23 protein-coding genes are annotated in these 26448 nt (G+C 68.1%); 8 read left to right on the top strand and 15 right to left on the bottom strand.

Annotated features, from left to right (window positions below; all coding sequences use genetic code 11):
• Nucleotides 1-39: 39 nt before the first annotated feature.
• Nucleotides 40-1383 (bottom strand): replication-associated recombination protein A, encoded by a 1344-nt coding sequence (locus NV2_RS12280; protein ID WP_067872183.1) that lies wholly within the window; start codon nt 1381-1383, stop codon nt 40-42.
• 49 nt (nt 1384-1432) lie between these two features.
• Nucleotides 1433-2602: a phosphotransferase family protein gene (locus tag NV2_RS12275; protein ID WP_067872180.1), complete on the bottom strand. Its 1170-nt coding sequence runs from the start codon at nt 2600-2602 to the stop codon at nt 1433-1435.
• A gap of 707 nt (nt 2603-3309) precedes the next feature.
• Between NV2_RS12275 and NV2_RS32220 the strand changes: the two genes are divergently transcribed.
• Nucleotides 3310-4002: a DUF2189 domain-containing protein gene (locus NV2_RS32220; protein WP_245662577.1), complete on the top strand. Its 693-nt coding sequence runs from the start codon at nt 3310-3312 to the stop codon at nt 4000-4002.
• Nucleotides 4003-4010: 8 nt separating this feature from the next.
• Here NV2_RS32220 and NV2_RS12265 read toward each other — a convergent pair whose 3' ends face one another.
• Together NV2_RS12265 and aspS are read right to left on the bottom strand one after the other, a co-directional pair.
• Nucleotides 4011-4985: a DUF389 domain-containing protein gene (locus NV2_RS12265; RefSeq protein WP_067872177.1), complete on the bottom strand. Its 975-nt coding sequence runs from the start codon at nt 4983-4985 to the stop codon at nt 4011-4013.
• Nucleotides 4986-5112: 127 nt separating this feature from the next.
• Nucleotides 5113-6903, bottom strand: coding sequence for an aspartate--tRNA ligase (gene aspS, locus NV2_RS12260; RefSeq protein ID WP_067872174.1), 1791 nt, complete (start codon nt 6901-6903; stop codon nt 5113-5115).
• A gap of 225 nt (nt 6904-7128) precedes the next feature.
• Here aspS and ypfJ point away from each other — a divergent pair, with 225 nt between their 5' ends.
• Nucleotides 7129-8022, top strand: a complete 894-nt coding sequence (gene ypfJ, locus NV2_RS12255; protein ID WP_067872171.1) for a KPN_02809 family neutral zinc metallopeptidase — start codon at nt 7129-7131, stop codon at nt 8020-8022.
• 162 nt (nt 8023-8184) lie between these two features.
• On the top strand, nt 8185-8652 hold the full coding sequence (locus tag NV2_RS12250) for a hypothetical protein (RefSeq protein WP_157102870.1): 468 nt from the start codon (nt 8185-8187) through the stop codon (nt 8650-8652).
• A gap of 78 nt (nt 8653-8730) precedes the next feature.
• On the opposite strand, the gene NV2_RS12245 is transcribed toward NV2_RS12250, so the two are convergent.
• From NV2_RS12245 to NV2_RS12235, 3 genes are all read right to left on the bottom strand, one after another.
• Complete coding sequence (locus NV2_RS12245) at nt 8731-9810, bottom strand: 2-oxoacid:ferredoxin oxidoreductase subunit beta (protein WP_067872165.1); 1080 nt, start codon at nt 9808-9810, stop codon at nt 8731-8733.
• On the bottom strand, nt 9807-11759 hold the full coding sequence (locus NV2_RS12240) for a 2-oxoacid:acceptor oxidoreductase subunit alpha (RefSeq protein ID WP_067872162.1): 1953 nt from the start codon (nt 11757-11759) through the stop codon (nt 9807-9809). The genes NV2_RS12245 and NV2_RS12240 overlap by 4 nt, the downstream gene beginning before the upstream one ends.
• A gap of 255 nt (nt 11760-12014) precedes the next feature.
• On the bottom strand, nt 12015-13007 hold the full coding sequence (locus tag NV2_RS12235) for an NAD-dependent epimerase/dehydratase family protein (protein ID WP_067872160.1): 993 nt from the start codon (nt 13005-13007) through the stop codon (nt 12015-12017).
• A gap of 164 nt (nt 13008-13171) precedes the next feature.
• On the opposite strand from NV2_RS12235, the gene NV2_RS12230 reads away from it, so the two are divergent.
• The 3 genes from NV2_RS12230 to NV2_RS12220 all read left to right on the top strand — a co-directional run bounded on the left by NV2_RS12230 (nt 13172) and on the right by NV2_RS12220 (nt 16305).
• Nucleotides 13172-13495, top strand: a complete 324-nt coding sequence (locus NV2_RS12230) for a type VII secretion target (protein ID WP_067872157.1) — start codon at nt 13172-13174, stop codon at nt 13493-13495.
• 3 nt (nt 13496-13498) lie between these two features.
• The gene (locus tag NV2_RS12225) at nt 13499-15184 is read left to right on the top strand and encodes a hypothetical protein (RefSeq protein ID WP_067872154.1); all 1686 of its coding nucleotides are present in this window, start codon (nt 13499-13501) and stop codon (nt 15182-15184) included.
• 251 nt (nt 15185-15435) lie between these two features.
• Nucleotides 15436-16305 carry a TIGR03619 family F420-dependent LLM class oxidoreductase gene (locus NV2_RS12220; RefSeq protein ID WP_067872151.1) on the top strand — a complete coding sequence of 290 codons (870 nt, stop codon included), beginning with the start codon at nt 15436-15438 and terminating at the stop codon, nt 16303-16305.
• A 113-nt stretch (nt 16306-16418) separates the two neighbouring features.
• On the opposite strand, the gene NV2_RS12215 is transcribed toward NV2_RS12220, so the two are convergent.
• From NV2_RS12215 to hisS, 4 genes are all read right to left on the bottom strand, one after another.
• Entirely contained in the window at nt 16419-16598 is a 180-nt protein-coding gene (locus NV2_RS12215; RefSeq protein WP_067872148.1) for a hypothetical protein, read from the bottom strand.
• Nucleotides 16599-16804: 206 nt separating this feature from the next.
• A complete protein-coding gene (locus tag NV2_RS12210; protein WP_067872145.1) occupies nt 16805-17812 on the bottom strand; it encodes a malate dehydrogenase in 1008 nt (335 codons plus the stop codon).
• 184 nt (nt 17813-17996) lie between these two features.
• Complete coding sequence (locus NV2_RS12205) at nt 17997-18683, bottom strand: hypothetical protein (protein ID WP_067872142.1); 687 nt, start codon at nt 18681-18683, stop codon at nt 17997-17999.
• A gap of 14 nt (nt 18684-18697) precedes the next feature.
• Entirely contained in the window at nt 18698-19975 is a 1278-nt protein-coding gene (gene hisS / locus NV2_RS12200; RefSeq protein WP_067872139.1) for a histidine--tRNA ligase, read from the bottom strand.
• 164 nt (nt 19976-20139) lie between these two features.
• On the opposite strand from hisS, the gene NV2_RS12195 reads away from it, so the two are divergent.
• Both NV2_RS12195 and NV2_RS12190 read left to right on the top strand, forming a co-directional pair.
• The gene (locus NV2_RS12195) at nt 20140-20997 is read left to right on the top strand and encodes a peptidylprolyl isomerase (RefSeq protein WP_067872136.1); all 858 of its coding nucleotides are present in this window, start codon (nt 20140-20142) and stop codon (nt 20995-20997) included.
• 182 nt (nt 20998-21179) lie between these two features.
• On the top strand, nt 21180-21755 hold the full coding sequence (locus NV2_RS12190) for a hypothetical protein (protein ID WP_067872133.1): 576 nt from the start codon (nt 21180-21182) through the stop codon (nt 21753-21755).
• Between the two features lie 63 nt (nt 21756-21818).
• Here the strand turns inward: NV2_RS12190 and NV2_RS12185 are convergent, their stop codons facing one another.
• The 4 genes from NV2_RS12185 to NV2_RS12170 form a co-directional block, all read right to left on the bottom strand.
• On the bottom strand, nt 21819-22220 hold the full coding sequence (locus tag NV2_RS12185; protein WP_245662566.1) for a DUF4913 domain-containing protein: 402 nt from the start codon (nt 22218-22220) through the stop codon (nt 21819-21821).
• The gene (locus tag NV2_RS12180; RefSeq protein ID WP_067872128.1) at nt 22217-24052 is read right to left on the bottom strand and encodes a type IV secretory system conjugative DNA transfer family protein; all 1836 of its coding nucleotides are present in this window, start codon (nt 24050-24052) and stop codon (nt 22217-22219) included. The genes NV2_RS12185 and NV2_RS12180 overlap by 4 nt, the downstream gene beginning before the upstream one ends.
• Before the next feature lie 36 nt (nt 24053-24088).
• Nucleotides 24089-24625 carry a hypothetical protein gene (locus NV2_RS12175; protein ID WP_245662565.1) on the bottom strand — a complete coding sequence of 179 codons (537 nt, stop codon included), beginning with the start codon at nt 24623-24625 and terminating at the stop codon, nt 24089-24091.
• Between the two features lie 125 nt (nt 24626-24750).
• Nucleotides 24751-26448, bottom strand: a complete 1698-nt coding sequence (locus tag NV2_RS12170; RefSeq protein ID WP_067872126.1) for a peptidoglycan DD-metalloendopeptidase family protein — start codon at nt 26446-26448, stop codon at nt 24751-24753.

The following is a 26448-nucleotide window of genomic DNA, read 5'->3' as shown; positions in this document are numbered from 1 at the left end:
CACCCGGTTTTCAGCGGTCGGGCGTGTGTTCCGCGGCATTCAGCGTCCGCGGACGATGCGACGCAATTTGGTCACCCGCGGGCCCACTTCGCGTTCGTAACCGTGGTCGGTGGGCGTGTAGTAGTCGGTGCCGGTCAATTCGTCGGGCGGATACTGCTGTGTCAGCACCCCGTCCGGATGGTCGTGCGGATACCGGTAGCCTTGCGCGTTCCCGAGCTTGGCCGCGCCCGCATAGTGCCCGTCGCGCAGATGCGGCGGGACGGCACCGGCCTTGCCGGCGGAGATGTCGCTCAGCGCGGCGCCGATGGCGGCGGGGACCGCGCCGGACTTCGGCGCGGTGGCGATATGGATGGTGGCGTGGGTGAGCGCCAGTTGTGCCTCCGGCATACCGACCAGCTGCACCACCTGGGCCGCGGCGACGGCGGTCTGCAGTGCGGTGGGGTCGGCCATGCCGACGTCCTCGGAGGCCTGGATCATCAGCCGCCGCGCGATGAAGCGTGGATCCTCACCGGCGCTGATCATGCGCGCCAGGTAGTGCAGTGCCGCGTCGACGTCGGAACCACGCAGCGATTTGATGAAGGCACTGATCACGTCGTAGTGCTGATCTCCGGCGCGGTCGTAGCGCACCGCGGCCTTGTCGACGCTGGCCTCCACCAGATCCACATCGACGGTGCCGTCCAGCGACGACTCCGCGGACGCCTCCAGCGCCGTCAGTGACCGGCGGGCATCCCCACCTGCGATCCGCACGATGTGATCGAGTGCCGCATCGGTGACCGTGTACCGGCCGTTCAGGCCGCGCTCGTCGTCGATCGCCCGGCGCAGTACCGCACGAACATCGGTATCCGACAGCGACTTCAGTTGCAGCACCAGCGACCGCGACAGCAACGGCGATACCACCGAGAACGACGGATTCTCCGTCGTCGCCCCGACCAGCAGCACCACCCGGTTCTCGACCGCGGCCAGCAATGCGTCCTGCTGGGTCTTGGAAAACCGGTGTACCTCGTCGATGAACAGCACGGTCTGCTCCCCCACCAGCAGGCGGCGCCGCGCCAGGTCGATGACCGCGCGCACCTCCTTGACACCGGCCGACAATGCCGACAACGCCTCGAACCGGCGACCGGTGGCCTGCGAAATGAGCGCGGCGAGGGTGGTCTTCCCGGTGCCCGGCGGGCCGTAGAGCAGTACCGAGGCCGCGCCGGACCCTTCGATCAACCGGCGCAACGGCGACCCGGGACCGAGCAGATGCTGCTGCCCCATGACCTCGTCCAGGCTCGCGGGACGCATACGAACCGCCAGCGGTGACATGCTGCCCGCCTGCGGGAGCGCTGCCGATTCCCCGGACGGTTCGTCCACCTCCGGTGCCTCGAACAAGCCTTCACTCACGCTTCGACGGTACCCATCCGCACCGACACCGAGGTGCGGTGGACCCGGGCTAGCCGGACCAGAGCTCCTCGAGCGTCGCCGACACATGTTCGGCGAAGTCGCCGAGATTGTCGTCGCCGGCACAACGCGCATCCTCCGCCAGCGCGGCCCAGCGATTGATCAGCGCAGCCGAGCGTGGCACCGACAAACCGTGTTCGCGTGCGGCGGCGATCCGGGTGTGGTCGGCGGGCAGGAACCAGTAGGTGGACAACCACACCCAGATCAACCGGGCCTCGAGGATGCGCTCGGCCAGCAGGTCGTCGTCGGCCAGCGCGGGCCACACTCCCACCACCTCGGAACGCCACGCCTCGACCATCTGCTGTGCCCGCTCCCGGGACAGCTCGAAATCACACAGGCAACCGGGGAACGAGACCAGTGCGTAGGCGATGTCCAGCGTCGCGTCGCGGTAGCCGCCCCACTCGTAGTCCAGGAACCGGGCGCCTTCGTCGTTGAGGATCACATTGTCCGGGCACAGGTCCGACGGACTGAACGCCCGGAAACGGCCCCCGGAGAACAGCCGGTTCCCGCGCACGATGCGCTCGGCGATCTCACCCGGGACCTCGATGGCGAGCTCGCGGGCCAGCATCCTCGGTACCTCACCGATCGCCGCCTCGGCCTGCTGTGCGATGCCGTCGACGCGATGCCCGACCTCCACCCGCCGCAGCAGCGCGACGAAGTCCGCTTCCCGGCCCACGGTCGCCCCATGCATCCGGCCCAGCGCCTGCGCGAACGCCATCTGCGAATTCCGGGTCGCCGGTTCGACACCGGTCTGCAGCACCGATGTGAGCGACATGTTCTCGCCCAGATCGCTGAGAATGAGCAACCGGTCCGGCAGGCTGTGGGCGAGCAGGTAGGCACCGGGCCGGTGCTCGCTGCTCAGCGCGGTGGTGAACTGATACGACACCGCCTCACGCAGGAATGCCGAGTCGATACTCGCCACACCGGGCGCCAGACCGCCGATACGGCGGTCCTCCGCCGCGCCGCGGACCTGCTTGACGATCAGGGTGCGGGGAAGGGAGAAGGAGTTCTCTGCCACGCGGACGCGCAGCACCGTCGTTCTCCCACTACCGCTGAGTTCGATCGGGTCGCTCAGCTTCACCGCAGCACCCATTCGCTTGGTCAGCAAGTGTTGTGCCGCGGCCACGACTTCGGCGGCGCGTTCGGCCAATAGTGCGGTCATCGCATCCCAAGTTACCCGCTTCAGGTCACTTTCAGCGACCGGTTCGGCAACCTTTCGCGCGTTGCCCGGCGTGTCCCGGCCGGGTGTGCACTGCCGAAACGAGATGCTCACTACGCTCACCGGCGGCCGGAGCGCAGCGTCCGGTCGGGCAACGCGGCCGCTCGCTTGACACGCCCGGCCCCGTCGGGTTGTGTCGTGATCTCAACTGCAGTGTGGCGCACCAGAACCCAGGTGATTCGAAAGGTCCGACGATGACCGACTCCCCGCAGTCCGCACCCGGCGACACCGGCGAAGGTGGTGAACGGCGACCGGAGAGCCGATCCGGGCACGTTACGGACGGACCCGTACCCCCCGGGACCGCTCGCGGCGAACACTACGCACCCGCACCACCCGCTCCCGCCGGACCACCGGAGTATTCGCAGGTACCGGGCGTGTCAGCACCTCCGGGTGCCGCCCCGGCCGGGGCACCGGCCGCCGGGATCCCCCCGGTCGCACCGCCCACAGGCGTACCCCCGACTCCGCCGCCGGGCGGCCCGGGGCCGGGCTACGGGCCGCCGGCCACACAGCCGCCGCCCGGTCCGATCTACGCTCAGCCCGGGCCGCAGGGCACAACCGGCCCGACCTACGGGCCACCGGGCTCGTATCCGCCGCCCGGGACCGATCAGAACTGGGGCACACCGTATCCCGGAGGACCGCCACAGGAGCCGATGCCACCGGAATACGGCGCACCACCGGAATACGGCGCCGCGCCCGGGTACGGCGCCGCGCCGGGCGCCCCACTCCCGCCCGGGCTGGAGGTCGGACGCGCACTCGGCTTCGGCTGGGAACACTTCCGCGCCAACTGGGTTCCGTGGGTCGCGATCACCCTCGTCGGCTTCGTCGCCTATCTACTGGTGACCGTCGTCGTCAATGTCACCGGGATGAATTCGATGGGCCCGGTGTTGCTCACCGCGCTCGTCGCCGCGGTGATCGTGTGGCTGCTGCAGGCCGCGATGATTCGCGGTGCCCTCTACGAAGCCGACGGTACGCCACCGGATTTCGGGTCGTTCTTCGGTTTCGTCAATGCCGGCAACGTGTTGATCACCGCGCTACTGGTCTTCGTCGCGGTATGCATCGGGACCGCACTGTGCGTGCTTCCGGCACTGATCGTCGGCTACCTGTGCATGTTCTCGCTGCACTTCGTGATCGACCAGGATCTGGACCCGTTCACGGCCATCAAATCGAGTGTGCAGCTGGTGGTCTCGAATTTCGCCCCGACCCTGCTGCTGGCGCTGACCGTCGCGGGCGCCACGCTCGTCGCCACCGCACTGTGCGGGATCGGGCTGTTGGCGGTGGGCCCGCTCACCGCGATGGCCGTCACCTACTCCTACCGGGTGCTGACCGGCCGGCTCGTCGCCTGACCCACCGGCTACTCCCCTCTCCCGACTCCGAACCACCAGCGCGACAGCGCATTCGATCTGCGGGGCGGCCCGAGCGCATGCCGCTGCTCGGGCCGCAACCAGAGCACGATGATCCCGGCGGTCACGATGCCGGCCATATTGAGCCCGAGCTGCCCGATGGACATGAACGCTTTGTGCCACTCGCCGACGGTTGCCGCCACCACCGCGAAACCGGCCGCCGGGATCGTGGTCACCGAGATGAACACCCCGACCAGCGCTGCCGATTTCGCCGTCACCAGCGACAACATGCCCGCTGCGCCGGCCAGTAGTGCCACCACCAGGGAAAACGGTCCGACCTGGTAGATGAAATCCACATTGTGCAGCGACTGGAACCGGTCGAGCGTGATCCAGCCGAACCGCTCCCAGACGAGGCAGGCCAGCGTCGCGATCCCCATGGCCACCGGGAAACCGGCCAGCAGCGCCAGCGCCGAGCGCCGAGCGAGCCCGAAATCCGCGCGCACCGCCGCGACCGCGACCGCCGCCAGCGGACCGAATTCCGGACCGACCACCATCGCGCCGACCACGGTCACCGGAGAGTCGGTGACCACGCCCACCACCGCCAGCAGGCACGCGATGGTGATGAACGCCAGGAAAGTGGGATTGAGGGTGGACTCCTCATGAGTCTGGCTCAGCAGTTCCGCCCAGACGATCGCGTCCTGCGGATCCCCCGGGGCCGCCTCGACCGCGCGATCGGCCGGTGTCGACAGCACCGTTTCCACCGGGGACAGCATGATTCCGCCGTAATCACGGATGCCGAGACCGGACAACCCCTCCAGCACATCGTTGGCCGACTCCCGGGCGATATCGGCCTGGACCAGGTCACCCGGTGGTTCGACGGCGGCGCCGCTGTCGACGGTGATGAGCGTGGCCCCCGGATAGGACCGCAGCGCCGTCACGGCGGCATCCGTCGATTCCGGTGGGCAGATCACCCGAAGGTGCAGCAATCCGGCCCCCTGTTTCTCGGCAAGCGTCCGGCCCGGCCGGGTCCGGCGCTCTGCAGATTAGCCGGACACCGCCACCGGCGGCGGCAACCACACCCGTACGAGCCGGATGTCCGCCGCCGGTGCGGTCTCAGGCGCGCTGCGAAATCGGCTTGCCGTTCTCGTCGAGCTTCACGTCCAGCCCGGCTTCCTTACGCTGCTGCGGCGTGATCGGCGCGGGCGCGTCGGTCAGCGGGTCCACCCCACCACCGGACTTCGGGAAGGCGATGACCTCGCGGATCGACTCCACACCGGCCAGCAGCGCGGTGATACGGTCCCAGCCGAAGGCGATACCGCCGTGCGGCGGGGCACCGTAGGCGAAGGCATCCAGCAGGAAGCCGAACTTCTCCTGCGCCTCGTCGTGGCTGATGCCCATCACCTTGAATACCCGCTCCTGCACATCGCGGCGATGGATACGGATACTGCCGCCACCGATCTCGTTGCCGTTGCACACGATGTCGTAGGCGTAGGCCAGCGCGGAGCCCGGATCGGTGTCGAAGGTGTCCTCCGATTCCGGCTTCGGCGAGGTGAACGCGTGATGCACCGCGGTCCAGGCCGAATGCCCCAGCGCCACATCCCCGCTGGCGGTGGCGTCGGCCGCCGGTTCGAACATCGGGGCGTCGACGATCCAGACGAACGCCCAGGCGTCGTCGTCGATCAGGCCGCACTTGCGCGCGATCTCGCCACGCGCGGCGCCCAGCAGCGCACGGCTCGATTTCACCTCACCGGCACCGAAGAACACGCAGTCCCCCGGCGCGGCGCCGACATGTGCGGCCAGGCCTTCGCGTTCGGCATCGGACAAATTCTTGGCGACCGGGCCGCCGAGGGTACCGTCCTCGTTGATCAGGATGTAGGCCAACCCCTTGGCACCGCGCTGTTTGGCCCACTCCTGCCAGGCGTCGAGCTGGCGCCGCGGCTGGCTCGCGCCCCCTGGCATCACGACGGCACCGACATACGGTGCCTGGAAGACCCGGAACGGAGTGTCCTTGAAATACTCGGCGCACTCGGTGATTTCGATACCGAACCGCAGGTCGGGTTTGTCGCTGCCGTAGCGGCGCATCGCCTCGGCGTAGGTGAGGTGCGGAATCGGGGTGGGGATCCGGTACCCGACCAGCTTCCAAAGTGCGGCCAGAATGTCCTCGGCCAGCAGGATCACATCCTCCTGCGTCACGAAGCTCATCTCGAGGTCGAGCTGAGTGAACTCCGGCTGGCGGTCGGCGCGGAAGTCCTCGTCGCGGTAGCACCGTGCGATCTGGTAGTAGCGCTCCACACCGGAGACCATGAGCAGCTGCTTGAACAACTGCGGGCTCTGCGGCAGGGCGTAGAAGTTTCCGGGCTGCAACCGGGCCGGCACCAGGAAGTCGCGCGCGCCTTCGGGGGTGGACCGAGTCATCGTGGGCGTCTCCACCTCGACGAAGGCATGCTGGTCGAGCACCTCGCGCGCCGCGGCGTTCACCTTCGAGCGCAGCCGCAGGGCGTGCGCAGGACCCTCGCGGCGCAGGTCCAGATACCGGTACTTGAGCCGGGCCTCTTCGCCGGGCTGCTCGTCGAGCTGGAACGGCAACGGCGCGGCCTCGTTGAGAACGACCAGTTCGGAGACGTTCACCTCGACGGCTCCGGTCGGCAGGTTCGGGTTCGCACTGCCCTCCGGGCGCCCCTCGACCACGCCGGTGACCTGGACGCAGTATTCCGCACGCAGTTTGTGCGCCTGCTCGGCCGGCTCGCCCTCGCGGAAGACGACCTGCGCGACGCCCGACGCATCGCGCAGATCGATGAAGATCACCCCACCGTGGTCTCGCCGCCGGGCCACCCAGCCGGTCAGGGTGACGGTCAGGCCGGCGTGCTCGCTTCGCAGCGAACCAGCCAAGTGGGTGCGCAGCACGGGAATCCTTTCGACGACACGATGCTCCCGGCCGGGACGACCAGGTGCGCTCCCATGGTAATGAGAGGCGATGCCCGGACGGAAACCGATATCCGTCCCGGCCGCATGCGAGCGCGCCGCACCGACTTCCGCGGTTCGACCGGCCGCGGCTCATGTCAAGCTGTACAAGCTGTTCCGGCCGGCGAGCCCGGAACGGCTTCACTCGAGTTCACAGGAGCAGCGACGATGACCTTCAACGAAGGCACGGACATCGATCCGAGCCGCGTGTCGAGCGGCGGCATGGGCCCCAAACTCGCCCTCGGCGGCGGGGGCGGCCTGATCGTGCTGGTACTCGCACTCCTGTTCGGGGTCAATCCCGGCAATCTGCTCGGCGGAGAGACCTCGGGCACCCAGGGCGCCGTCGATACCTCGATGTGCAAGATCAACACCGACGCCAACCGGTATCCGCAGTGCCGGGTCGTGCTCACCTCGCAGAGCCTGGACGGGGTATGGGGCAGTGTGCTCCAACGCCAGACCCGCACCCGGTACACCGAGCCGCCGGTGACGCTGTTCACCGGATCGGTGAACACCGGCTGCGGCAGCGCGACCAGCGCGGTGGGCCCCTTCTACTGCCCGGCCGACCGGACCGCGTACTTCGACACCGGCTTCTTCCAGGAACTTCGGGACAAGTTCGGCGCGTCGGGCGGACCACTCGCCGAAGAGTATGTCGTGGCACACGAATTCGGTCATCACATCCAGAACCTGCTCGGTGACAGCGGCCGGGCGCAGCGCGACCCGAAGGGGCCGGAGTCCGGTTCGGTGCGGCTCGAGCTGCAGGCCGACTGCTACGCCGGGCTGTGGGCCAGTTATGCGGACAAGACTCCCGCCCCCGGCGGAAGCGCGCCCCTGCTCGCGCCGCTGAGCGACGCCGACATCAGCGATGCCCTGTCCGCGGCGGAGGCGGTCGGCGACGACCGGATCCAGCAGGCATCCACCGGCCGGGTGAATCCGGAGGGCTGGACTCACGGCTCGTCGAGCCAGCGCACGCAGTGGTTCCTGACCGGTTACCGGACCGGGCAGGTCCGAGCGTGCGACACGTTCTCCGCCACCGATCTGGACCGTCCCGCGGCGCTGCGCTGACACCGCGGTCCACAATGGTCGGCGGTAATGCGGTATCGGAGAACGGGAACGAGGACGGGAGTGGGCAGCATGTGGGGACCTCACGGTGCGAGACGGCAATTCGGCGGCGCGCGACGGCGGGTGCGGGGCGCGCGCGGTGTCGTGGCCGGACTGTCCTGTGCGGTGGCACTCTTCGGCGCCGCGGTACCCTCCGTCGCTGATGAGCCCGTTCCGACCCTGGTGGTGGCGCTGACGACGATTCGCGGTGGGGAACAAGCCGGTGCCGGATCCGAGCCCACACTGCTGGTCTACTCCGACGGACATGCGGTACACAGTCCGGATGCCGCCGATCCGAAGCGGCCTGCCGACCGGAAACCCGAGCAGCGCAAGGGCCACGTCCCGCTCGACACGGTGCGGAAGGCGACGGCGGCGGCGAAGGATCTCGCCGAGGTGGATCTGGGTATGCCCGGCAACGGCAACGGCGGCTCCACTCTGCTGGACGTGCTCGGTGAATCGCCCGATCAGGACGTGCACCTGGTGGTGTACTCCCCGGGCGGCACCGACGGTCTGAACGACGCGCAGAAGGACGGTCGTCAACGCTTCGACGCGCTGCGCAAGAAGCTGGTGGACGCCTTCGACGCCGACCGCTGACTCCGCGCGGCGACCAGCGGCACGACGATCATCGCACCGAGCCCGGCGCCGGCCCGTGCGGCCGGCGCCGGAGTGCGATCAGCCGACCGTCCAGGTGTCCTTACCGTCGAGCAGGTGTTGCAAGGCATCCGGGCCCACCGGTGCGCTCCGCGCGGCGGCCTCGGTTTGCGCCCGGACACCGTCGTCGTAGGTGGGACGGGTCACGTCGCGGAAGATGCCGATCGGAACGTGAGACAGGTCGTGTGAGGTCAACCGGGACAGCGCGTAGGCGTATTCGGATCGCTCGCACTGCGCATCGTGCACCACGATGTCGTCGGCGGCCACCGCGTCGGTGGCGGCCACCGCAAGCCCGAAACCGTCTCGTACCACCGCGTATTCACCGTCGGCACCGAATCTGATCGGCTCGCCGTGGCGCAACCGGATCAGGTGTGACTCCGCATTGTCGCGGCGCAGTGCATCGAACGAGCCGTCGTTGAAGATCGGGCAGTCCTGCAGGATCTCCACGAACGAGGTGCCGCGGTGCTCGGCCGCCGCGCGCAGCACCTCGGTGAGCCCGGCGCGGTCGGAATCCAGCGCGCGCGCAGCGAAACTCGCCTCCGCACCCAGGGCCACCGACAGCGTGTTGAACGGGTGATCGACCGATCCGACCGGAGTGGACTTGGTGACCTTGCCCAGCTCCGACGTCGGCGAGTACTGCCCCTTGGTGAGCCCGTAGATCCGGTTGTTGAACAGCAGGATCGTCATGTTGACGTTACGGCGCAACGCGTGCACGAGGTGATTGCCGCCGATCGAGAGCGCGTCCCCGTCACCGGTCACCACCCACACCGACAGATCCGGCCGGGTGACCGCCAGACCGGTGGCGATGGCCGGCGCGCGGCCGTGGATGGAATGGATGCCGTAGGCGTCGAGGTAGTACGGGAACCGGCTCGAGCAGCCGATTCCGGAGACGAACATCAGATTCTCCCGCCGCAGTCCGAGCTCGGCGAGGAATCCGCGCACCGTGGCGAGGATGACGTAGTCACCACATCCCGGGCACCAGCGCACCTCCTGATCGGAGGTGAAGTCCTTGGCCTTCTGGGGGCCCTCGGCGCCCGGCACCCCGGACACGCCGGTGAGCCCGAGGTCGGCTCCGACCAGTGATGTGTCGATGATGGTCATCGGTGTCCCCCTGTCGTGCGGTAGGTCGCCCGGGCACGGGCGTCGAAAGCCTTGTGCTGCTCCAGCTCGCCGACGGATCCGTCCAATGCGGCGTCGATCACGCCGACGAGTTCCTGGGCGGAGAACGCCGTACCGGCCACCTTCGTCCACGGTTGTACATCGACCAGATACTTCGCGCGCAGCAGCATCGCCAGCTGGCCGCCGTTCATCTCCGGTGCCACCACTCGCCGGTAACGGCCCAGCACCGCACCGGTATTCGCGGGCAGCGGACTGAGATGGCGCAGATGTGCCTGGGCGACCGCGACACCGCGGCGGCGCGCGCGCCGGCACGCCTCGCCGATCGGTCCGTAGGAACTTCCCCATCCGATGAGCAGCAGTTCGGCGGTGCCGTCGGGATCGTCCACCTCGAGATCGGGCACCGTGATGCCGTCGATCTTGGCCTGACGCAGCCGGACCATGAGTTCGTGATTGGCCGGATCGTAGGAGATGTTGCCGGTACCGTCGGCCTTCTCCAGCCCGCCGATGCGATGCGCGAGACCCGCGGTCCCCGGCCGGGCCAGCGGCCGTGCGAGAGTCTCCGGATCGCGGGCGTAGGGAAGAAACGGTGACGCATCCGACGCAGCCTGTTCGACGGGAGCCTCGAATCCCGGATCGATCGGTTCGAGGTCGCCGACCCGTGGAATCGACCAGGGCTCGGAGCCGTTGGCGATCGACCCGTCCGACAACAGCAGTACCGGTGTCCGGTACGTGAGCGCGATTCGCGCCGCCTCGACAGCGGTCGTGAAGCAATCGGCAGGTGACCGCGGCGCCAGCACCGCTACCGGCGATTCGCCGTTGCGACCGTAGAGCGCCTGCAGCAGGTCGGCCTGCTCGGTTTTGGTCGGCAGACCGGTCGACGGTCCGCCGCGCTGCACATCGATGATCAGCAGCGGGAGCTCGGTCATCACGGCCAGCCCGATGGTCTCACTCTTGAGTGCCAGGCCGGGGCCGGAAGTACTGGTGACCCCGAGCGCTCCGCCGATCGAGGCACCCAGGGCCGCTCCGATTCCGGCGATCTCGTCCTCGGCCTGGAAGGTGGTGATCCCGAACCGTTTGTGTTTACTCAGTTCGTGCAGGATGTCCGAGGCGGGCGTGATCGGATAGGTGCCGAGGAAGACTTCCAGCCCCGACAATTGCCCGGCCGTGATCACGCCGTAGGCGAGGGCGGTATTGCCGGTGATCTGCCGATATGTCCCCGGCGGCAACGCCGCGGGCGCCACTTCGTATGTGACGGCGAATGTTTCGGTCGTTTCGCCGTAGTTCCACCCGGCGCGGAAGGCGAGTACGTTCGCCTCACCGATTTCCGGCGTGGCGGCGAACTTCTCCCGCATGAAGGCCTCGGTACCGCCGATGGGCCGCCCGTACATCCACGACAACAGCCCCAGCGCGAACATGTTCTTCGCGCGCTGGCCGTCCTTCTTGCCCACTCCGGCGGGTTCGGTGGCGGCCAGCGTCAGCGATGTCATGGGCACCCGGTGCACGACGAAATCGCCCAGACTGTCGTCGGTGAGCGGGTCGCGGTCGTAACCGACCTTCGCCAGTGTGCGTTTGGTGAATTCGTCGGTGTTGACGATCACTGTCGCGCCGCGAGCCAGATCATCGATATTCGCCTTGAGCGCGGCCGGATTCATCGCGACCAGAACGTCGGGCTGATCGCCCGCGGTCAGAATGTCGTAGTCGGCGATCTGAATCTGAAACGACGAGACCCCGGGTAAGGTGCCCTGTGGGGCGCGGATCTCGGCCGGAAAGTTCGGTTGAGTGGCGAGGTCGTTGCCGAAAGCGGCCGCCTCGTGAGTGAATCGATCCCCGGTCAGCTGCATCCCGTCACCGGAATCCCCGGCGAAGCGGATGACGACCTTCTCCAGTTTCTCACTGCCGGTGTGCCCGGCCGTGCCCTGCTTCGACACCATGCGCCTGCATCACTTCCTCGTAGGGATGAGGTACCACACGCCAAGTTACTCCGCGCCCCGCCGGACAACAGGTATAACGAACAACCCGGCAGGCATACGGCACAACGAGATTCGGCCGCTGACGGCCCGCCTCCCCGGGGGCGGATCCACCGCACCGGCCGGCCGGGTGGCGGCCGGCCGGTGCGGTGGATCACCCCTACTGACGCACAGTACTCCGATGTGATGCAGATCCCATTACGGCACCCGCATTCGAGCTCAGACGGTGCTACCGGTCGCGCTGCGCAGCGGCTCCCCGTTGTAGAACGCCACCAGATCGCGAACCGTCTCCGCGGTCGGCCGCGGCTGGTACCCCAGTTCGGTGCGGGCCTTGGATCCGTCGATTTCGGGGGCGGCCAGCAGTGCTCCCATCGCAGCGCGCGATACGCGGTCGCTGCCCAGCATCTTCCCGACCGGCTCCAGCACCGGCATCGCGCCGGAGATCACCTTCGCCGGAATCGCGAACAGCGGTCCACGTTTGCCGTTGGCCTCCGCAGCCAGCCGGGTGGCCTCGAGCATCGTGATCATCGATCCGGACAGCAGGTAGTTCTCACCGGTACGCCCGTGTTCACCGGCCAGGATCAGGCCGATCGCGACGTCACGCACGTCCACCAGGTCGAAGCCGCCACCGATCATCACCGGCACCCGGCCGCGCGCCGCATCGCGCAATGTGGTGTTGATGCGCGAATCGGAGTGGTCGACCGGACCGTACACACCGGTGGGGTTGCAGATCACGGCGTCGAGGCCGCGCTCGATCACCGAGCGCAACTCCAGTTCGCCCTGATATTTGGAGCGATCGTAAACCGGTATATCGGGGTCGACGGAACGCGAGGTGTTCTCGTCGATCCGGCCACCACAGGAGTACTGGTCGAACGCATGCACCGAGCTGGCGTGCACCATGCGCCGGGCGCCGACCGCGAGCGCCGCCTCGGCGACCACCCGTACGCCCTCGGTGTTCACCCGCCAGGCCAGGTCGTTGCGCTGCTCCAGGGTGATCACGGCGACGAGGTGATAAACGACCTCGGCTCCTTCCAATGCCGAACGCATCGAGGCCGGATCGAGCACATCACCACTGACCCAGTTCACCCCCGGTGCCGCAGCGGCCGACGGGCGCACCCTGTCGACAGCGGTCACCTCGTGACCGCGCTCTACCAGTTCACGAAGCAGATTCGTGCCGAGGAAACCGGCTGCGCCGGTGACTGCCACCTTCATGCGACGAGCATATAGAACACGTTCTAATTTGCAACACGTTCTTGTTTGTCGGACTCGAATTGCGCCGGGACGGTCCGCTATATTGAGGCCTGCCAGGCCTTCGGTCACCCGATCGCAAGGCGTGCACGACCGTGGAACACAGCAGATTGGGGGGAAGAATTCAGATGGCCGATCTGACCGCCGACAACGGCGCACTCACCGCATTCGGAACAGCACAGCAGGGCGTTGCCGCCGAAATCGCGGGGGCCGCGAACATGGACAGCGCAACCCATGTGGCCGCGATGACTCCGGTATTCGGGCTCATCGGCGCGGACTACCTCGCCATGTTCGCCGCGGCGCAGGCATTGCACTGCAGCGACGTGAACGATCTGTCGGCGAAATGTAACCACCTGGGCCAGTCGGCATTCGGGACCGTGGCGGTGCTCGGTGACACCGACAGCGCGGCCTCGGGTGTACTCGGGGCCATCGGCAACGGAATCGGGGGCTGATCCGTGCACACCATCGGCCCGGGAACCGACGACGGTGTCATCGCCGCCCCCGCCGCCCCGCCCGCTTCCGCCTCTCCGGTGTCCCCGGTCGCACCGGCGACCACTGCGGAACCGGCACTGGATGCGGCGACGCAGCAGGGTCCACTCACCGATCTCGCGCTGCCACAGTTGCCCGCCGACACCCCTCCCGCGCAGGCGCCGGAGTTCGCAACCTCGCGCCGGGAATTCGACGACGACGGCAACCCCGCACCCGGCGCACCACATCTCCCCGGCGGCGGCCACGGCGTGCCCGACGACGCCGATGCGAGCAGCGCACTGCTGGGCGGCGCCGCGCAGCCGGCACTGGACGCCGGACACGGTGCATTGGACCAGGCAGCGGGGGTTCTCGGTGGTATCCCCGGCGCCCAGGACGCCATCGGCAATGCTCACGCGGCGCTGAATCAGGCGCCGGCCGCGCTCGGCGGTGCAGCCGGCGCGGTACAGCAGGCCGCGGCGCCGATCACCTCCGCCCTGACCGCGAATATGCCCACCCTGCCGGAATTACCCGCCGACCCGGTCGCCGCGCTGATGAACGGGACGGCGATCCCGGGCGTCCCCGGCCTGGACGCCTTGTTCCAGCCCTTCCGCGACCTCCTGTCGAGCTTCGGGACGGGAGTGATGGGCGCGCTCAATCCGGCCGACCTGCTCAGCCAGTCCTCCCAGCTGATCCAGACCGCCATGCAGACCGCCATGGGCGCGATGCAGTCGGTCGGCACGAGCTGGCAGGGCCAGGCCGCCGACACCGCGCAGGCGACCGGGCAGCAGAATCAGGCACACGGACAGGACGCCAGTCAACGCGGGTTCGACATCTCGAAGCTCACCGATGAGGCAGCGGCGGTCGTCCAGCGCGGCAATGTGCTCCTCACTCAGGTCGCGCAGTCGTTCGCGACCCAGGCGTCCGCACTGGCACCGGTCATCATGACTCCGCCCGCGCAGGCCACATTGATCGCCACCGCGACCGAGCATCTGGGCGAGGCAGTCACAATCGTCAACGCCACGCGTGGCGAATTGGGCGGCTATACCGGGCAATTGAGCAATGTCGTGCAGCAGCTCGTCGGAGCCAACGGTCCACAGGCCGCGAACACCGCACAGCAGGTGGCCGAAAGCATCGGCCAGCCGATCATGCAGCAGGCCCAGGGGCTGCTCTCGGGCGCCGATACCCAGGCCGCCGGCCTGGACGGACTCGCCGGTACCGGCCTCGGTGGTGCGACATCCACTCACGCCAGCTCGTTCGGGGGTGGCGCGCCCGGTTCCATGACCGGCGGCGGAGGCGGCCCGGCCGGCGGTCTCGGCGGCATGCTCAGCGGCGGGGGCGCCTCGTCGTCCGGTGGCGCGACCCCGGGCAAGCCCGGTGTCGGTTCCTCGCTGCCGGGAGTGCGTCCCGGCGCGATCCCGGGGATGCCGTTCGGCCCCGGTATGCCCGGCACTCCGGGAGCCGGGACCCCCGGGTCCGGGTTCATGGGCGGACACGCCCCCGGCGCCGCCGGCCAGCGCAATGCCGACGAGGAACGCGGCCGCACCGTGGAGAACTACCAGGGACTGACCGGCAACAACGATCTCACCGGCCCGCTGGGCGAGTCGGCCCCCGAGGTCATCGGCCAGACCCACAACGACGAGATCATCAACGATTACGAGAACGACCAGCTCTGACCACGCGGTGCGTCCGAGCCGCTCGAACGCCCGGCGGAACATCCGCCGGGCGTTCCGGCATTCCGGGCCCCCGCGCCCGCGTCCGGACCAGACACCGCAGCAGATACTAGAACGTGTTCCTGCGTCCATTCAGTGAACGAATCCGGGACAGCGCACCATTTATGGGGCTAGTATCACGGCCACACTAGAATCTGTTCTACTTCACAGAACCTGCTCTAGTCACATATCGGCCACACCCGAGAGGACCACCGATGCGTTTCACCTACGCGGAGGCGATGACCGATCCGGCGCACTACGTTCCGTTGGCGCAAGCCGCGGAGGCCGCCGGATTCCACAGCATGTCCATCGCCGACAGCGTCGCCTACCCGGCGGAATCCGATTCGACCTACCCCTACACGCCGGACGGCAATCGAGAGTTCCTCGACGGCAAACCGTTCATCGAGGCATTCGTGCTCTCCGCCGCACTCGCCGCGGCCACCACGACCCTGCGCTTCACCCCGTTCGTGGTCAAGCTTCCTATCCGTCCTCCGGTTCTGGTGGCCAAACAGGCTGCGTCGCTGGCCTATCTGAGCGGCAACCGCTTCTCGCTCGGAGTGGGAATCAGCCCGTGGCCCGAGGATTTCGAGATCCTGGGCGTGCCGTTCGAGCGGCGCGGTAAGCGGATGGACGAATGCATCGAGATCGTCCGTGGGCTGTCCCGGGGCGAATACTTCGAGTACCACGGCGAGTTCTACGACATCCCGAAGATCAAGATCACTCCCGGTGCGACCGAGCGGCTCCCGATCCTCGTCGGCGGTCACAGTGATCCGGCCCTGCGTCGCGCGGTCCGGCTGTGTGACGGCTGGATGCACGCCGGTGGACCCCCGGAGGAACTCGATCGAATGCTGGCCCGGCTCGACGAACTGCGCTCCGAACGTGACGCATCCACACCGTTCGAGATTCACGCCGCCTCCATGGACGCCTACACCGTCGACGGCATCAAACGCCTCGAAGACAAGGGCATCACCGACGTGATCGTCGGATTCCGCTATCCGTACGTCGCGGGCGAGGACACCGAACCGCTCGCCGACAAGATCGCGCATATGGAGAAGTACGCGGAGAACGTCATCTCCAAGGTGTGAGCGGCAACGCCGGCGGATGTGGTCGATGGCGGGCATCATCCGCCGCAGACACCCCTGCCGACAACCACGTAGGTTCGCCGCCCCGCGGCGAACCTACGTGCGGTAGCACCGGCTCAAATGCAGAACACAACACTGCCCAAGGGGATGCAGATCGCGACGGAACCGGTGACGTCGCTCGCGGTCGGAGCGGTGCCGGATGGGGTCGCGGCGGAGGCTGCGGGGGCGATGACAGCCCCGAGGGCCACTGCGATGGCGCCGGCGGCTGCTGCTTTACGGAACTTCATGGTGTGCATGGCGGAATCCTTCGTTCGAACGTCTCCGATCCTTGAAGACTTGCGATCCTCAGTGTTCGCCGCGCCCACCAGTATTTCCAGACACGAAAGCGTCAAACCCACGATCGTTCGGATACCGGTTCGGTCACGGGATCGCCTGCCGACCGCCCGAATCATGTTCCACGAAGTTGCCGGGCGACCACGGTGCCCACCGATGCGAGGGCGCGTCAGCCGCGCTTGGCGAAGCCGAGTTCGATCACCGCATCGCGCTCGGCCGCCAGCTCGGCGACGCTGAGATCGATGCGTGCGCGCGAGAACTCATCGATGTCGAGTCCGGGGACGACCGTGTATTCGCCGTCCGCACAGGTGACCGGGAACGAACTGATCAGCCCCTCGGGGACCCCGTAGTGGCCGCGGGAGGGGACCGCCATCGATACCCAGTCTCCGGACGGCGTGCCGCGCACCCAGTCGTGGATGTGGTCGATGGCCGCGCTCGCCGCACTGGCCGCAGAGGATGCGCCGCGGGCGGCGATGATCGCGCTGCCACGCTGCTGGACGGTCGGGATGAAGCTCTCGCGGACCCACTCCGGGTCCGCGATCACGTCGGCGGCCGCCCGCTCACCGATCAGCGCGTGACCGATATCGGGGTACTGGGTGGCGGAATGATTGCCCCAGACCGTCATCCTGCTGATCGATGCCGCCGGAACGTCGGCGCGGGCGGCGACCTGGGCGATCGCGCGGTTGTGATCGAGCCTGGTCAGTGCGGTGAACCGCGCGGCAGGCACGTCCGGGGCGTTGCTCATCGCGATGAAGGCATTGGTATTGGCCGGATTCCCCACCACCAGGACCTTCACGTCGTCGGCGGCATTGGCGTTGATCGCACTGCCCTGGTCGGTGAAGATCGGCCCGTTGGCCGCCAGCAGATCCGATCGTTCCATTCCGGCACTGCGCGGACGGGCACCGACGAGTACGGCGATCGAGGTGCCGTCGAATCCGATCCACGGGTCGTCACTGATGTCGATCGATTCCAGTAGCGGAAACGCCCCGTCGTCGAGTTCCATCGCCACCCCCTCGACCGCACCTACCGCCGCCGGAATTTCCAGCAACCGCAGCCGCACGGGCGTCCGGGGACCGAGCATGGCACCCGAGGCGATCCGGAACAGCAATCCGTAGGCGATCTGACCCGCGGCGCCGGTGACGGTGACAGTGACGGGCGCGGTGGCGGTAGTGCTCACGACAACTCCTTGCTCACGAGTACCCGAGCGGTCGGCTTCGGTGCCCCAACCCTATAGATCCGCACCGCCGGGGAACGACGACCGTGAGCAAGGAGACAGAAGTACGCCCGCACGGGCGCCGGAAAAGCCGCATATCGGGCGTATCACCTTGCGCGACAACGGTTTCGGGCACATCTGTCGGCGATCATTGCGGATCTTCGGATCCGTCGGCCGTATCCGTGGCCCCGGGATCCGCGGTAGCCAGCGCCGCGATATCGGCATCGGTGAGCCGGACCGGTTGAATGCCTTCACGAGTCCGGATCAATCGCACCGCACGGTACAGCGGCCGCTCCGTCAGTCCCGCATCGCGCGCCTCCGCACGCAACTGCCCGACCAGCAGACCGGACACCGACAGCGCCGCCGCCGAGTCCACCACCGACAGCGCGTCGGCCAGCCGCCGCAACCCGAGAATATGCAGCTCACGGCCGCCACCGGCGTCGGTGTACATGGCCAGGGGTACGACCTGCCGGCGTCCACCGGCGGTCACACGCAGTGCGATCCGGCTCAGCCGCCCCGGAAATACCAGAATTTCGACCCCGGTCGCCGCGGCGATATCGAGCCGGCGCGTGCGCACGGCGGTGCGGGCCTCGAGCACGGTTCCGGTCAGCCACAACCGCCGCCGGCGCGCCAGCAGCGCATAGGCGGCGGTGGGCACACCGAGAACGCAGCCGATCGCCACGCCCACGCGCACACCGACCACCAGGGCAACCACCACTCCGACGAGCACACCGGCAGCGATCGCGGCCCAGGCGAGACGGCGCAGCATCGGCGCGTACAGCTCCGGGGCGACCAGATCCAGCCCGATCGGCTGCGGCGCCGACGAATCAGACATCTCCGGCGCCCTGTCTACCGGCGCGCCGCGAGTGCGGCCGAAACCTCCGACACGACCTCTGCGAGTGCGATCTGCCGCTGCTCGCCGCTTCCGAGCTCCTTCAGGCCGATCTGCTCGTCGGCCAGGTCGCGGTCACCGAGCACCAGCGCGAAGGCCGCACCGGAGCGATCGGCGGCCTTCATCGCGCCCTTGACGCCGCGGCCACCGTAGGCGAGGTCGACCCGCACCCCCGAGGCACGCAGTTGCGCGGCCACCACTACCAGCTTCGCCATGGCGGCCTCCCCCATCGGCACCCCGAAGACGTCGACCCGGGCCGGGTCGCCGGCCGTCTTTCCTTCCGCCTGCAGGGCGAGCATGGTGCGGTCCACGCCGAGTCCGAAGCCGATACCGGACAGCGCCTGCCCGCCCAGCTGAGCCATCAGCCCGTCGTACCGGCCGCCACCACCGATACCCGACTGCGCACCCAGGCCGTCGTGCACGAATTCGAAGGTGGTCTTGGTGTAGTAGTCCAAGCCACGCACCATGCGCGGGTTCACGACGTACGGCACTCCGAGTGCATCGAGGTGACCGAGCACCTGCTCGAAGTGTGTCTTCGCCGAATCCGAGAGGTGATCGAGCATCAGTGGCGCATCGGCGGTCAGGGCCCGAACCTCCTTGCGCTTGTCGTCGAGTACCCGCAGCGGATTGATCTCGGCACGGCGGCGGGTGTCCTCGTCCAGCGGCAACGCGAACAGGAATTCCTGCAGCAGCTCGCGGTACTGCGGGCGGCAGGTGTCATCTCCGAGCGAGGTGATCTCGAGCCGGAAACCGTCCAGTCCGAGGGACCGGAACCCGGCGTCGGCGATCGCGATGACCTCGGCGTCCAGCGCGGGATCGTCGACTCCGATGGCCTCCACTCCGACCTGCTGCAACTGTCGGTATCGACCGGCCTGGGGACGCTCGTACCGGAAGAAGGGGCCCGAATAGACCAGTTTGGCGGGCAACTGGCCGCGATCGAGGCCGTGTTCGATGACCGCGCGCATCACACCGGCAGTGCCCTCGGGCCGCAGAGTCACGCTGCGATCCCCGCGGTCGGCGAAGCTGTACATCTCCTTGCTGACCACATCGGTGGATTCGCCCACCCCCCGTGCGAACAAGCCGGTGTCCTCGAAGATCGGCAGCTCCACATGCCCGTACCCCGCCAGGCGCGCGGCACGCACCAGGCCGTCTCGAACGGCGACGAACTCCGCCGAGCCCGGCGGCACGTAATCGGGAATCCCTTTCGGGGCAGTGAAGCTGCTGGTCTTGGTCACAATGAATCAGTTTCCCCCACCCGCCCGCGGCAAGTCCAACCGGTTTGCACTCCGCCCTGCCGAGCTGGGCGATTGTACCGATTCCCCGGGGAAGTTAGGGGTCGTCTCAGGAAGTGATGGCACACTCTTATGCCGATACGCAACCGACACGGGAGGACCGGGTAGTGCCGACCAACGAACAGCGACGAGCGGCGGCCAAACGCAAGCTGGAACGCCGGCTGGCCCGACAGGCGGAGCGCGCACGCAAGCGTAAGCAGCTGGCGATCGCCGGATCGGCGCTCGGTGTGGTCGTGGTCGTCGCCGCCGGCGTCGGCATCTACTACCTGACCCGCGGCGAGGACACCGGGAACACACCGGATGCCTCACTGTCGTCCACCCCGCAGGCCGCGCCACCCCCGCAGGCCACGCCGAAGCCGGCGACCGTGAGCTGCTCCTACACCGATTCCCCACCGCAGGCGGCCAAACCGGTGCACAAGCCGGAGCAGACCGAGGTCTCGACCACAGAATCCCCGAAGGTGCAGCTCGATACCAGCAAGGGGCCGATCGGCATCACCCTCGAGGCCGGCAAATCCCCCTGCACGGTCAACAATTTCGTCAGCCTGGTGCAGCAGAAGTTCTACGACGACACACCGTGTCATCGCCTCACCACCGGCGACACTCTGAAGGTGCTGCAGTGTGGTGATCCGACCGGTGAGGGCACCGGCGGACCCGGCTACATCTTCGACAACGAATATCCGACCGACCAATTCGCGCCCGGCGACCCGGCCGCGCAGAAGGCCCCGGTGCGGTACGACCGTGGCGTCGTGGCGATGGCCAACGGCGGCCCCGGCACCAACGGCAGCCAGTTCTTCCTGGTCTACGGCGACTCCCAGTTGCCGCCGCAGTACACGATTTTCGGCACCATCGACGATCCTGGTCTGAAGACCCTGGACGCCGTAGCCGAGGACGGTCTCGTCGATCCGTCGACCGGCGACGGCAAACCGAAGGACGGCGTCACCGTCCGCTCGATGCAACTGAGCTGACCGGCCCCACGCCCGTCGTCCCGGCGGGCGTGGGTCATCGTCGGTGTCGACGTTAGGATGCCCTGCGTTGCACTGGTAATCTCGGAATGCGATCCGCGTGGAACGTCGGTTCACCGCACGCGGTGCGATAGGCAGTACCACCATCGTCCCTAGTTCTTTACTGCAACATCGGGGAGCAGGCAATGGCCGAGGAACTCGACGACATCGGCCGCGAAACAGCGGCTTTGATGAGACAAATGTTGCAACTCGCGACCCTGGTCGCGCTGCGCACTCGCGAACGCGGCCAACGCGAGGCCGAAGCGCGGGTCAAAGTCACCCAGGAACGCGTCAAGGACACCCGCGAGCGGATGCTGCGGGAGGCTCGCGAGGCCAAGGCGAAGGATCCACGCAATCTCGAACTGACCCGCATGATCGACCGGCCCGCCCTGGAACGGGGTATCTCGCTCGACCGTTCGGACAATCTCGTGCGCACCCGCACCACCCGCACCGTCGAGCGGCAGCAGACCCGCGAGCGGGAAACCAGCCGGTACGACTCGCCCGAACGGCGCCAGGCGCTGGCCGCACATCTGTCCCGCGTCGGTGTGGCGCCGGACGTCGCGGCGGTGCGCATGCTCATGGATGTCAGCCAGGCACAACCACCGCAGGCTGCGGTCCGCACCCGTCCGGAGGTGCCGCCGCACGTCACTCGCGCCCGCGAGCATCACGATCGGATGCGTGAGCGCGAACGTGAGCGCGAGCGCGAGCGCGGCCGCCGCTGAAGAAGCACTCCGAAACGATTGTGCCGCCGTCCCTTCCGGGACGGCGGCACAATCGTTTCGGAGTCACCCGTTGCGGGTCCCGGCCCGGCGCGGGTCGGGGGTGGCGAACAGGCCCTGATCGGGCGGGGTCAGCGGCAGCGGCGCGAGCATATCCTTGTGGCCGTTGCGAACACTGCAGTATTTGAACGGTCCCCGTGGGTCGAACAGCCGGGCCATATGCGGATCCGCGTGGTCCAGGAACCACACACTCATACCTGTCTCGGCATCCTGGCGCAGATACTCCCAGGCACGCCACAGGGCCTCGAGCCGCATGGCTGCCTCGGCATGCTTCCACCACTCCGGACACCACACCGTGTCCGTGAGATCGCTGACCTGGCGCCGGTAGACCAAACTCAGGTAGTTCTCCACGAACTCGGCCACATTCGCATAGATCATGCCTTGCTGAGACTGGGGCTGGTCGTTCACAGCGGGCGAACCTCCTCCGGCTGTCCGTACGTCGTGGGCGGATGCCCGGGCGTCTCGTCACGATCGAACGCGCCGCGGTCGCCCACCAGATCACCGATCGTGGTGCGGCGCTGCGGATCATGCCGCTCGATCGACTTGCGCACCTCGGCAGCGTACTCCCCCTCCCACCACGGAACGGTCCGCACCAGCACCGCCGGCGATCCGGAGGAGAACACCACCGCGCGTCCCCGGGGCAAGGTCGCCAGGGCGTTCGCGGTGAGTGTGCGCGAGGAGCCCAGCGACCGCGAATAACTCTTACCGCCCTTGGATTCCGATACCGAGGACGACACCGAATCGAATTCACCGATGACCTCGGAGCGGGCGGCGAGGAAGCCCATATCGTCGATTCCGGGCCCCAGCACCTTGATGTTGGCCGCCGCCCAGAGCGCCTCCATACCGGGCAACCCCCAGCAGCGCACGCCCTGCGCCCACGACTGCAGCACCGTCATCACCACGATGCCGCGCGAGCCGAAGTGGCTGTACTGCTTGGGCAGATCCTTCCAGCGCACGATGTTGGCCGCCTCGTCGAGCACGGCCAGCAGCGGAATATCGAGCCGGCCCAGGTACTGATGGGTGGCCTTGCGCATCGCCACATCGACGACCGCCTCGGTCAATGCGCTGACCAGTGGCCCGGCCGAGCCGCGTCCCTCGAGCGACAGGCAGTACAGGGTCGAATTCCGGTCCAGGAAATCCCATTCGTCGAACTGGTGGCGGTCACCGCCCGGGGTGACCCACTGGTGCACATTCGACAGCTTCAGACACCGCACCATCTTCTTGGCGGTACCGAAGATGCTGTCACGAACGCGTTCGGCGGTGTTGTACTGCTGGGCCAGACCGGATGCCACGAGGTGATGACCGACCGCGCGCAGCATCTGCACCGGTTCGTTGTTACTCGGATCGGTGACCCACTCCCATACCTGGGTGATGGGACGGTCCGCCACGGCGGCGGCGAGGAACAGCGCCGCCAGCAGGTCCTCGGCTTCCGGGTCGAAGTAGCTGTCCGGGGTACCCTCACCACCGTCGTCGGCATCGGCGAAGTGTCCCGCCAGCCGGGCCGCACGCATCTCGCATCCCTCGCGCCGGGCATCCACCCACCCGAGCGGGTCCCAGTACCAGGTGGCGTGCTGTTCTCCCGCCACCCCCTGCGGGTCGAACACGTACGCCCGCGAGCCCTTGCCCTCCCGCACATCTCGCGTTGCGTCGACGACGTCGCGCTTGTTGGAAGTGACCAGAACCGGCCCGACCGCCGACAAAATCGCCGGAATCACCCGGGAGGTCGTCTTGCCCTGGCGCGGCCCCCAGATGTCGAGGTGCAGATCTTCGTAGGAGCCGAAGAGCATGGTGCCGTCGACCACCCCGACTCCGATCGGCACTCCGGGAGAATCCTCGTATCCGAGCCGCACCCCCAACTGTTCTGCCTTGCTCCGCACACCGGCCTCGGTCAGCGCCGCGATCGATCCGCCGGACCCCATGTGCTGGGCGCGGGCGTCGATGGGCAGTACCCCGCGGCCCTTGCGTTTCTTCAACTCCCGGCGCACGAGCACGATGCCGACGGTCACCAGCACGACCAGCAGCACGATCACCGTCGAGGGGCGCGGCCAGTCCAGTTGCCCCCGTGCGATCTTGGCGATACACGCGATCGGATTGAGCGGCACGTCCTGTGGATCGGTCGACAACTTGTTGCCGAGATGCAATGCGATCCACAGGGTTCCGACCACGCCGAAACCGATGAAGATCATCCACGTGGAGAGGTCGGGTCCCGGATCGGCCGGGTCCTTCACCTTTTTCGCCATCTCGCCTCCTGAGGTGACCGGTCGTGCGGATACGGCTCAGCGAAATCCATCGAGCCGCCAGCCGTCCGGGGTGCTGACGACGGTGGCGATCACCGTCGTGGGTGGCAGTGCATCGCGGGTACCGTCCGGATGGACGGCCGTCTGCTCGATGCCGATCTTGAACTGCTGCGGACCGGAGCCGCCGGTATGTGGAGCCTTCTCCCCCGAAGCGAAGGTGAACGCTTCCACGTGCACCCCCGTACGTCCCCACTGCGCCCACCGCAGCGTCGGATTCGGAGTCTGCGCACCCGCCGGTGCGTCGAGTGTGCGAAGCAGACTGGGACCCAGCCACTTCCGTGCCCGCGACAGGGAAGCACCCTGGGTCTCGGTGGCCGGATACCAGGTGAAGATCTCCCGCAACGCCGCAACCGCCACCCCTTCGGGCGTGGCAGGGTCGGGTGCGGGGGCCGCCTCGAGTTGCCGCGGGGTGGAGGTGGCGGGCGCCGGGTCGGTGCGCTCGGATATGCTCGCGCACCCACCGGCCAGCAGTGCGACGCCTACCACCAGCATCACCACCAGGTTCGCGTAGACCACCCGTGCCGTCCGTCTGCGGCCCGGTGCCCGGCCTTCCGAGCACTGTCTCCAGGATATCGGTCGCGGCGCGGGCTCCGCGACTCCCGGCAACGCGTCGAACTCGGCGTGTCCCCGATCTCGCGCTCTCACAGCACCCTCCGTAGCCGGGCGTCACCGGGCACGGGCGCCGTACTCACTCCGGACGGGTCGTCGGAGTGGATCATCCGCCCGTCACCGGCGTAGATCCCCACCTCGGCCGGTCCACGAATCCCGAAGTGGGAGAACACCAGATCGCCGGGCCGTGCATTACGCGGCGCCACCTCGGTCCCTGCTTCCCACTGCTGTTCGGCGGTCTGCGGCAGCACGGTCTTGCCCGACGAGGCCGCGAAAACCGCCGCCGCCGTGAGCCCCGGCCCGTCGAGACCGCCGCCGGTGGGCCCGCCCGGACCGCCGCCACCCCAGACATAGGGTGTCCCCATCCACTGCTGGGCGGCTGCGAGAACACCGTCACCGCCGGAACGGCTTTCGGGGTCGAAGCGGCCCATCGACCCCGGGGCCCGGTACTGGGCCTCCATCGCGAGAATGTTGGTGACATACGGCCGGGTTTCGGAGAAGTGCGCGGCCACTTGATTCGGCATACCGCCCGAGGCCAGCACCGCACCCTCACCCGCGTTGTAGGCGGCCAGCGACAGCGGCACCAGGTCGCCGTGCACCTTGCCCTCGCCCATCCAGCGCTGGATCTGGTGGGCGATCGAACACATGTACCTTCCCTGGGCGATGATCGCGTCGCCGTCGTCCCACAGACTCGCCTGCCCGTTGCCGTCGGCATCGAGCAGATACGGCCTCCCGTCGTCGGGGTCGCTGGCGTGCGCGGTAGTGGGCAGGAACTGCGCCAGGCCCTGTGCGCCGGCGGGTGAGGTGAGACCACGCTGGAACCCGGACTCCTGACGCCCCTGCGCGGCCAGAACCGATGCGGTGATCTCCGGGCACAGCGATCCGGCACGGCGGTACCAGAGTTCGAGTTCCGGCGGCACCTTCCCGTCGGCGAGCGCACCACCGGCGGTACCGAAGCCACGACTGCACAGCGGATTCGCCGAATGCGGGCGGGCGCCGTCACCGCTGGGGGTGAGCGCACCGTCGAGCCACGGCAGCGGGTCGATCTGATGTCCCCCGGTCATCCGGCCACCCGGCACGATCTCGAAATGCAGATGCGGACCGCTGGATTCCCCGGCCGACCCGACCGCGCCGATCTCCTGCCCGGCCCGGACCTGCTGCCCGACCCGCACCTTCACGCCGCTCGCCCACTCGTGGCCGTAGACCGCGGAGAAGGGCCGGCCGTTCACATCGACGGAATCGATGACGATCCAGTTGCCGAATCCCGAGGCGGGACCGGCCGCGACGACCACGCCGTCCGCGACGGCATACAGCGCGGTGCCGTCCGGCGCGGCCAGGTCGACACCCAGGTGGTCGCCGTCGCGAGCGCCGAAATAGTCCGAAACCGTGAATGATCCGGCCGGCAGGGGCCAGGTCCGGTGGACCGGTGCCACCCCTGCGACCAGCGAGGGCTCCCCCGTAGCCGTTGGATCACTGCCCGCTGCGGGCCGGTCGGCCGGTCCGGGCGTCCCCGTTACCGTCGCACCGGTATTCAGTGCCGTGGGGGACGCAGTGGCGAATCCCGATTCCGCGGCGGCGGCCCACGGCGCATCCGAGGTGGCCGGAAGGCCCGGCGACACCGGCTCGTCGGCACACGGGTCCTCCGAGGCCGGCAGCACGATCACCACCACCAGGGTCATCAGGGATACGACACCGCCGAGGACGAGGGCGGTGAGAGTCTTCGCATTCAC

The sequence above is a fragment of the Nocardia vermiculata NBRC 100427 genome (genome assembly GCF_001613265.1).
Taxonomy (GTDB): Bacteria; Actinomycetota; Actinomycetes; order Mycobacteriales; family Mycobacteriaceae; genus Nocardia; species Nocardia vermiculata.
Note: the sequence above shows the minus strand (reverse complement) of the source record. Positions and strands in the feature narration are given on the sequence as shown.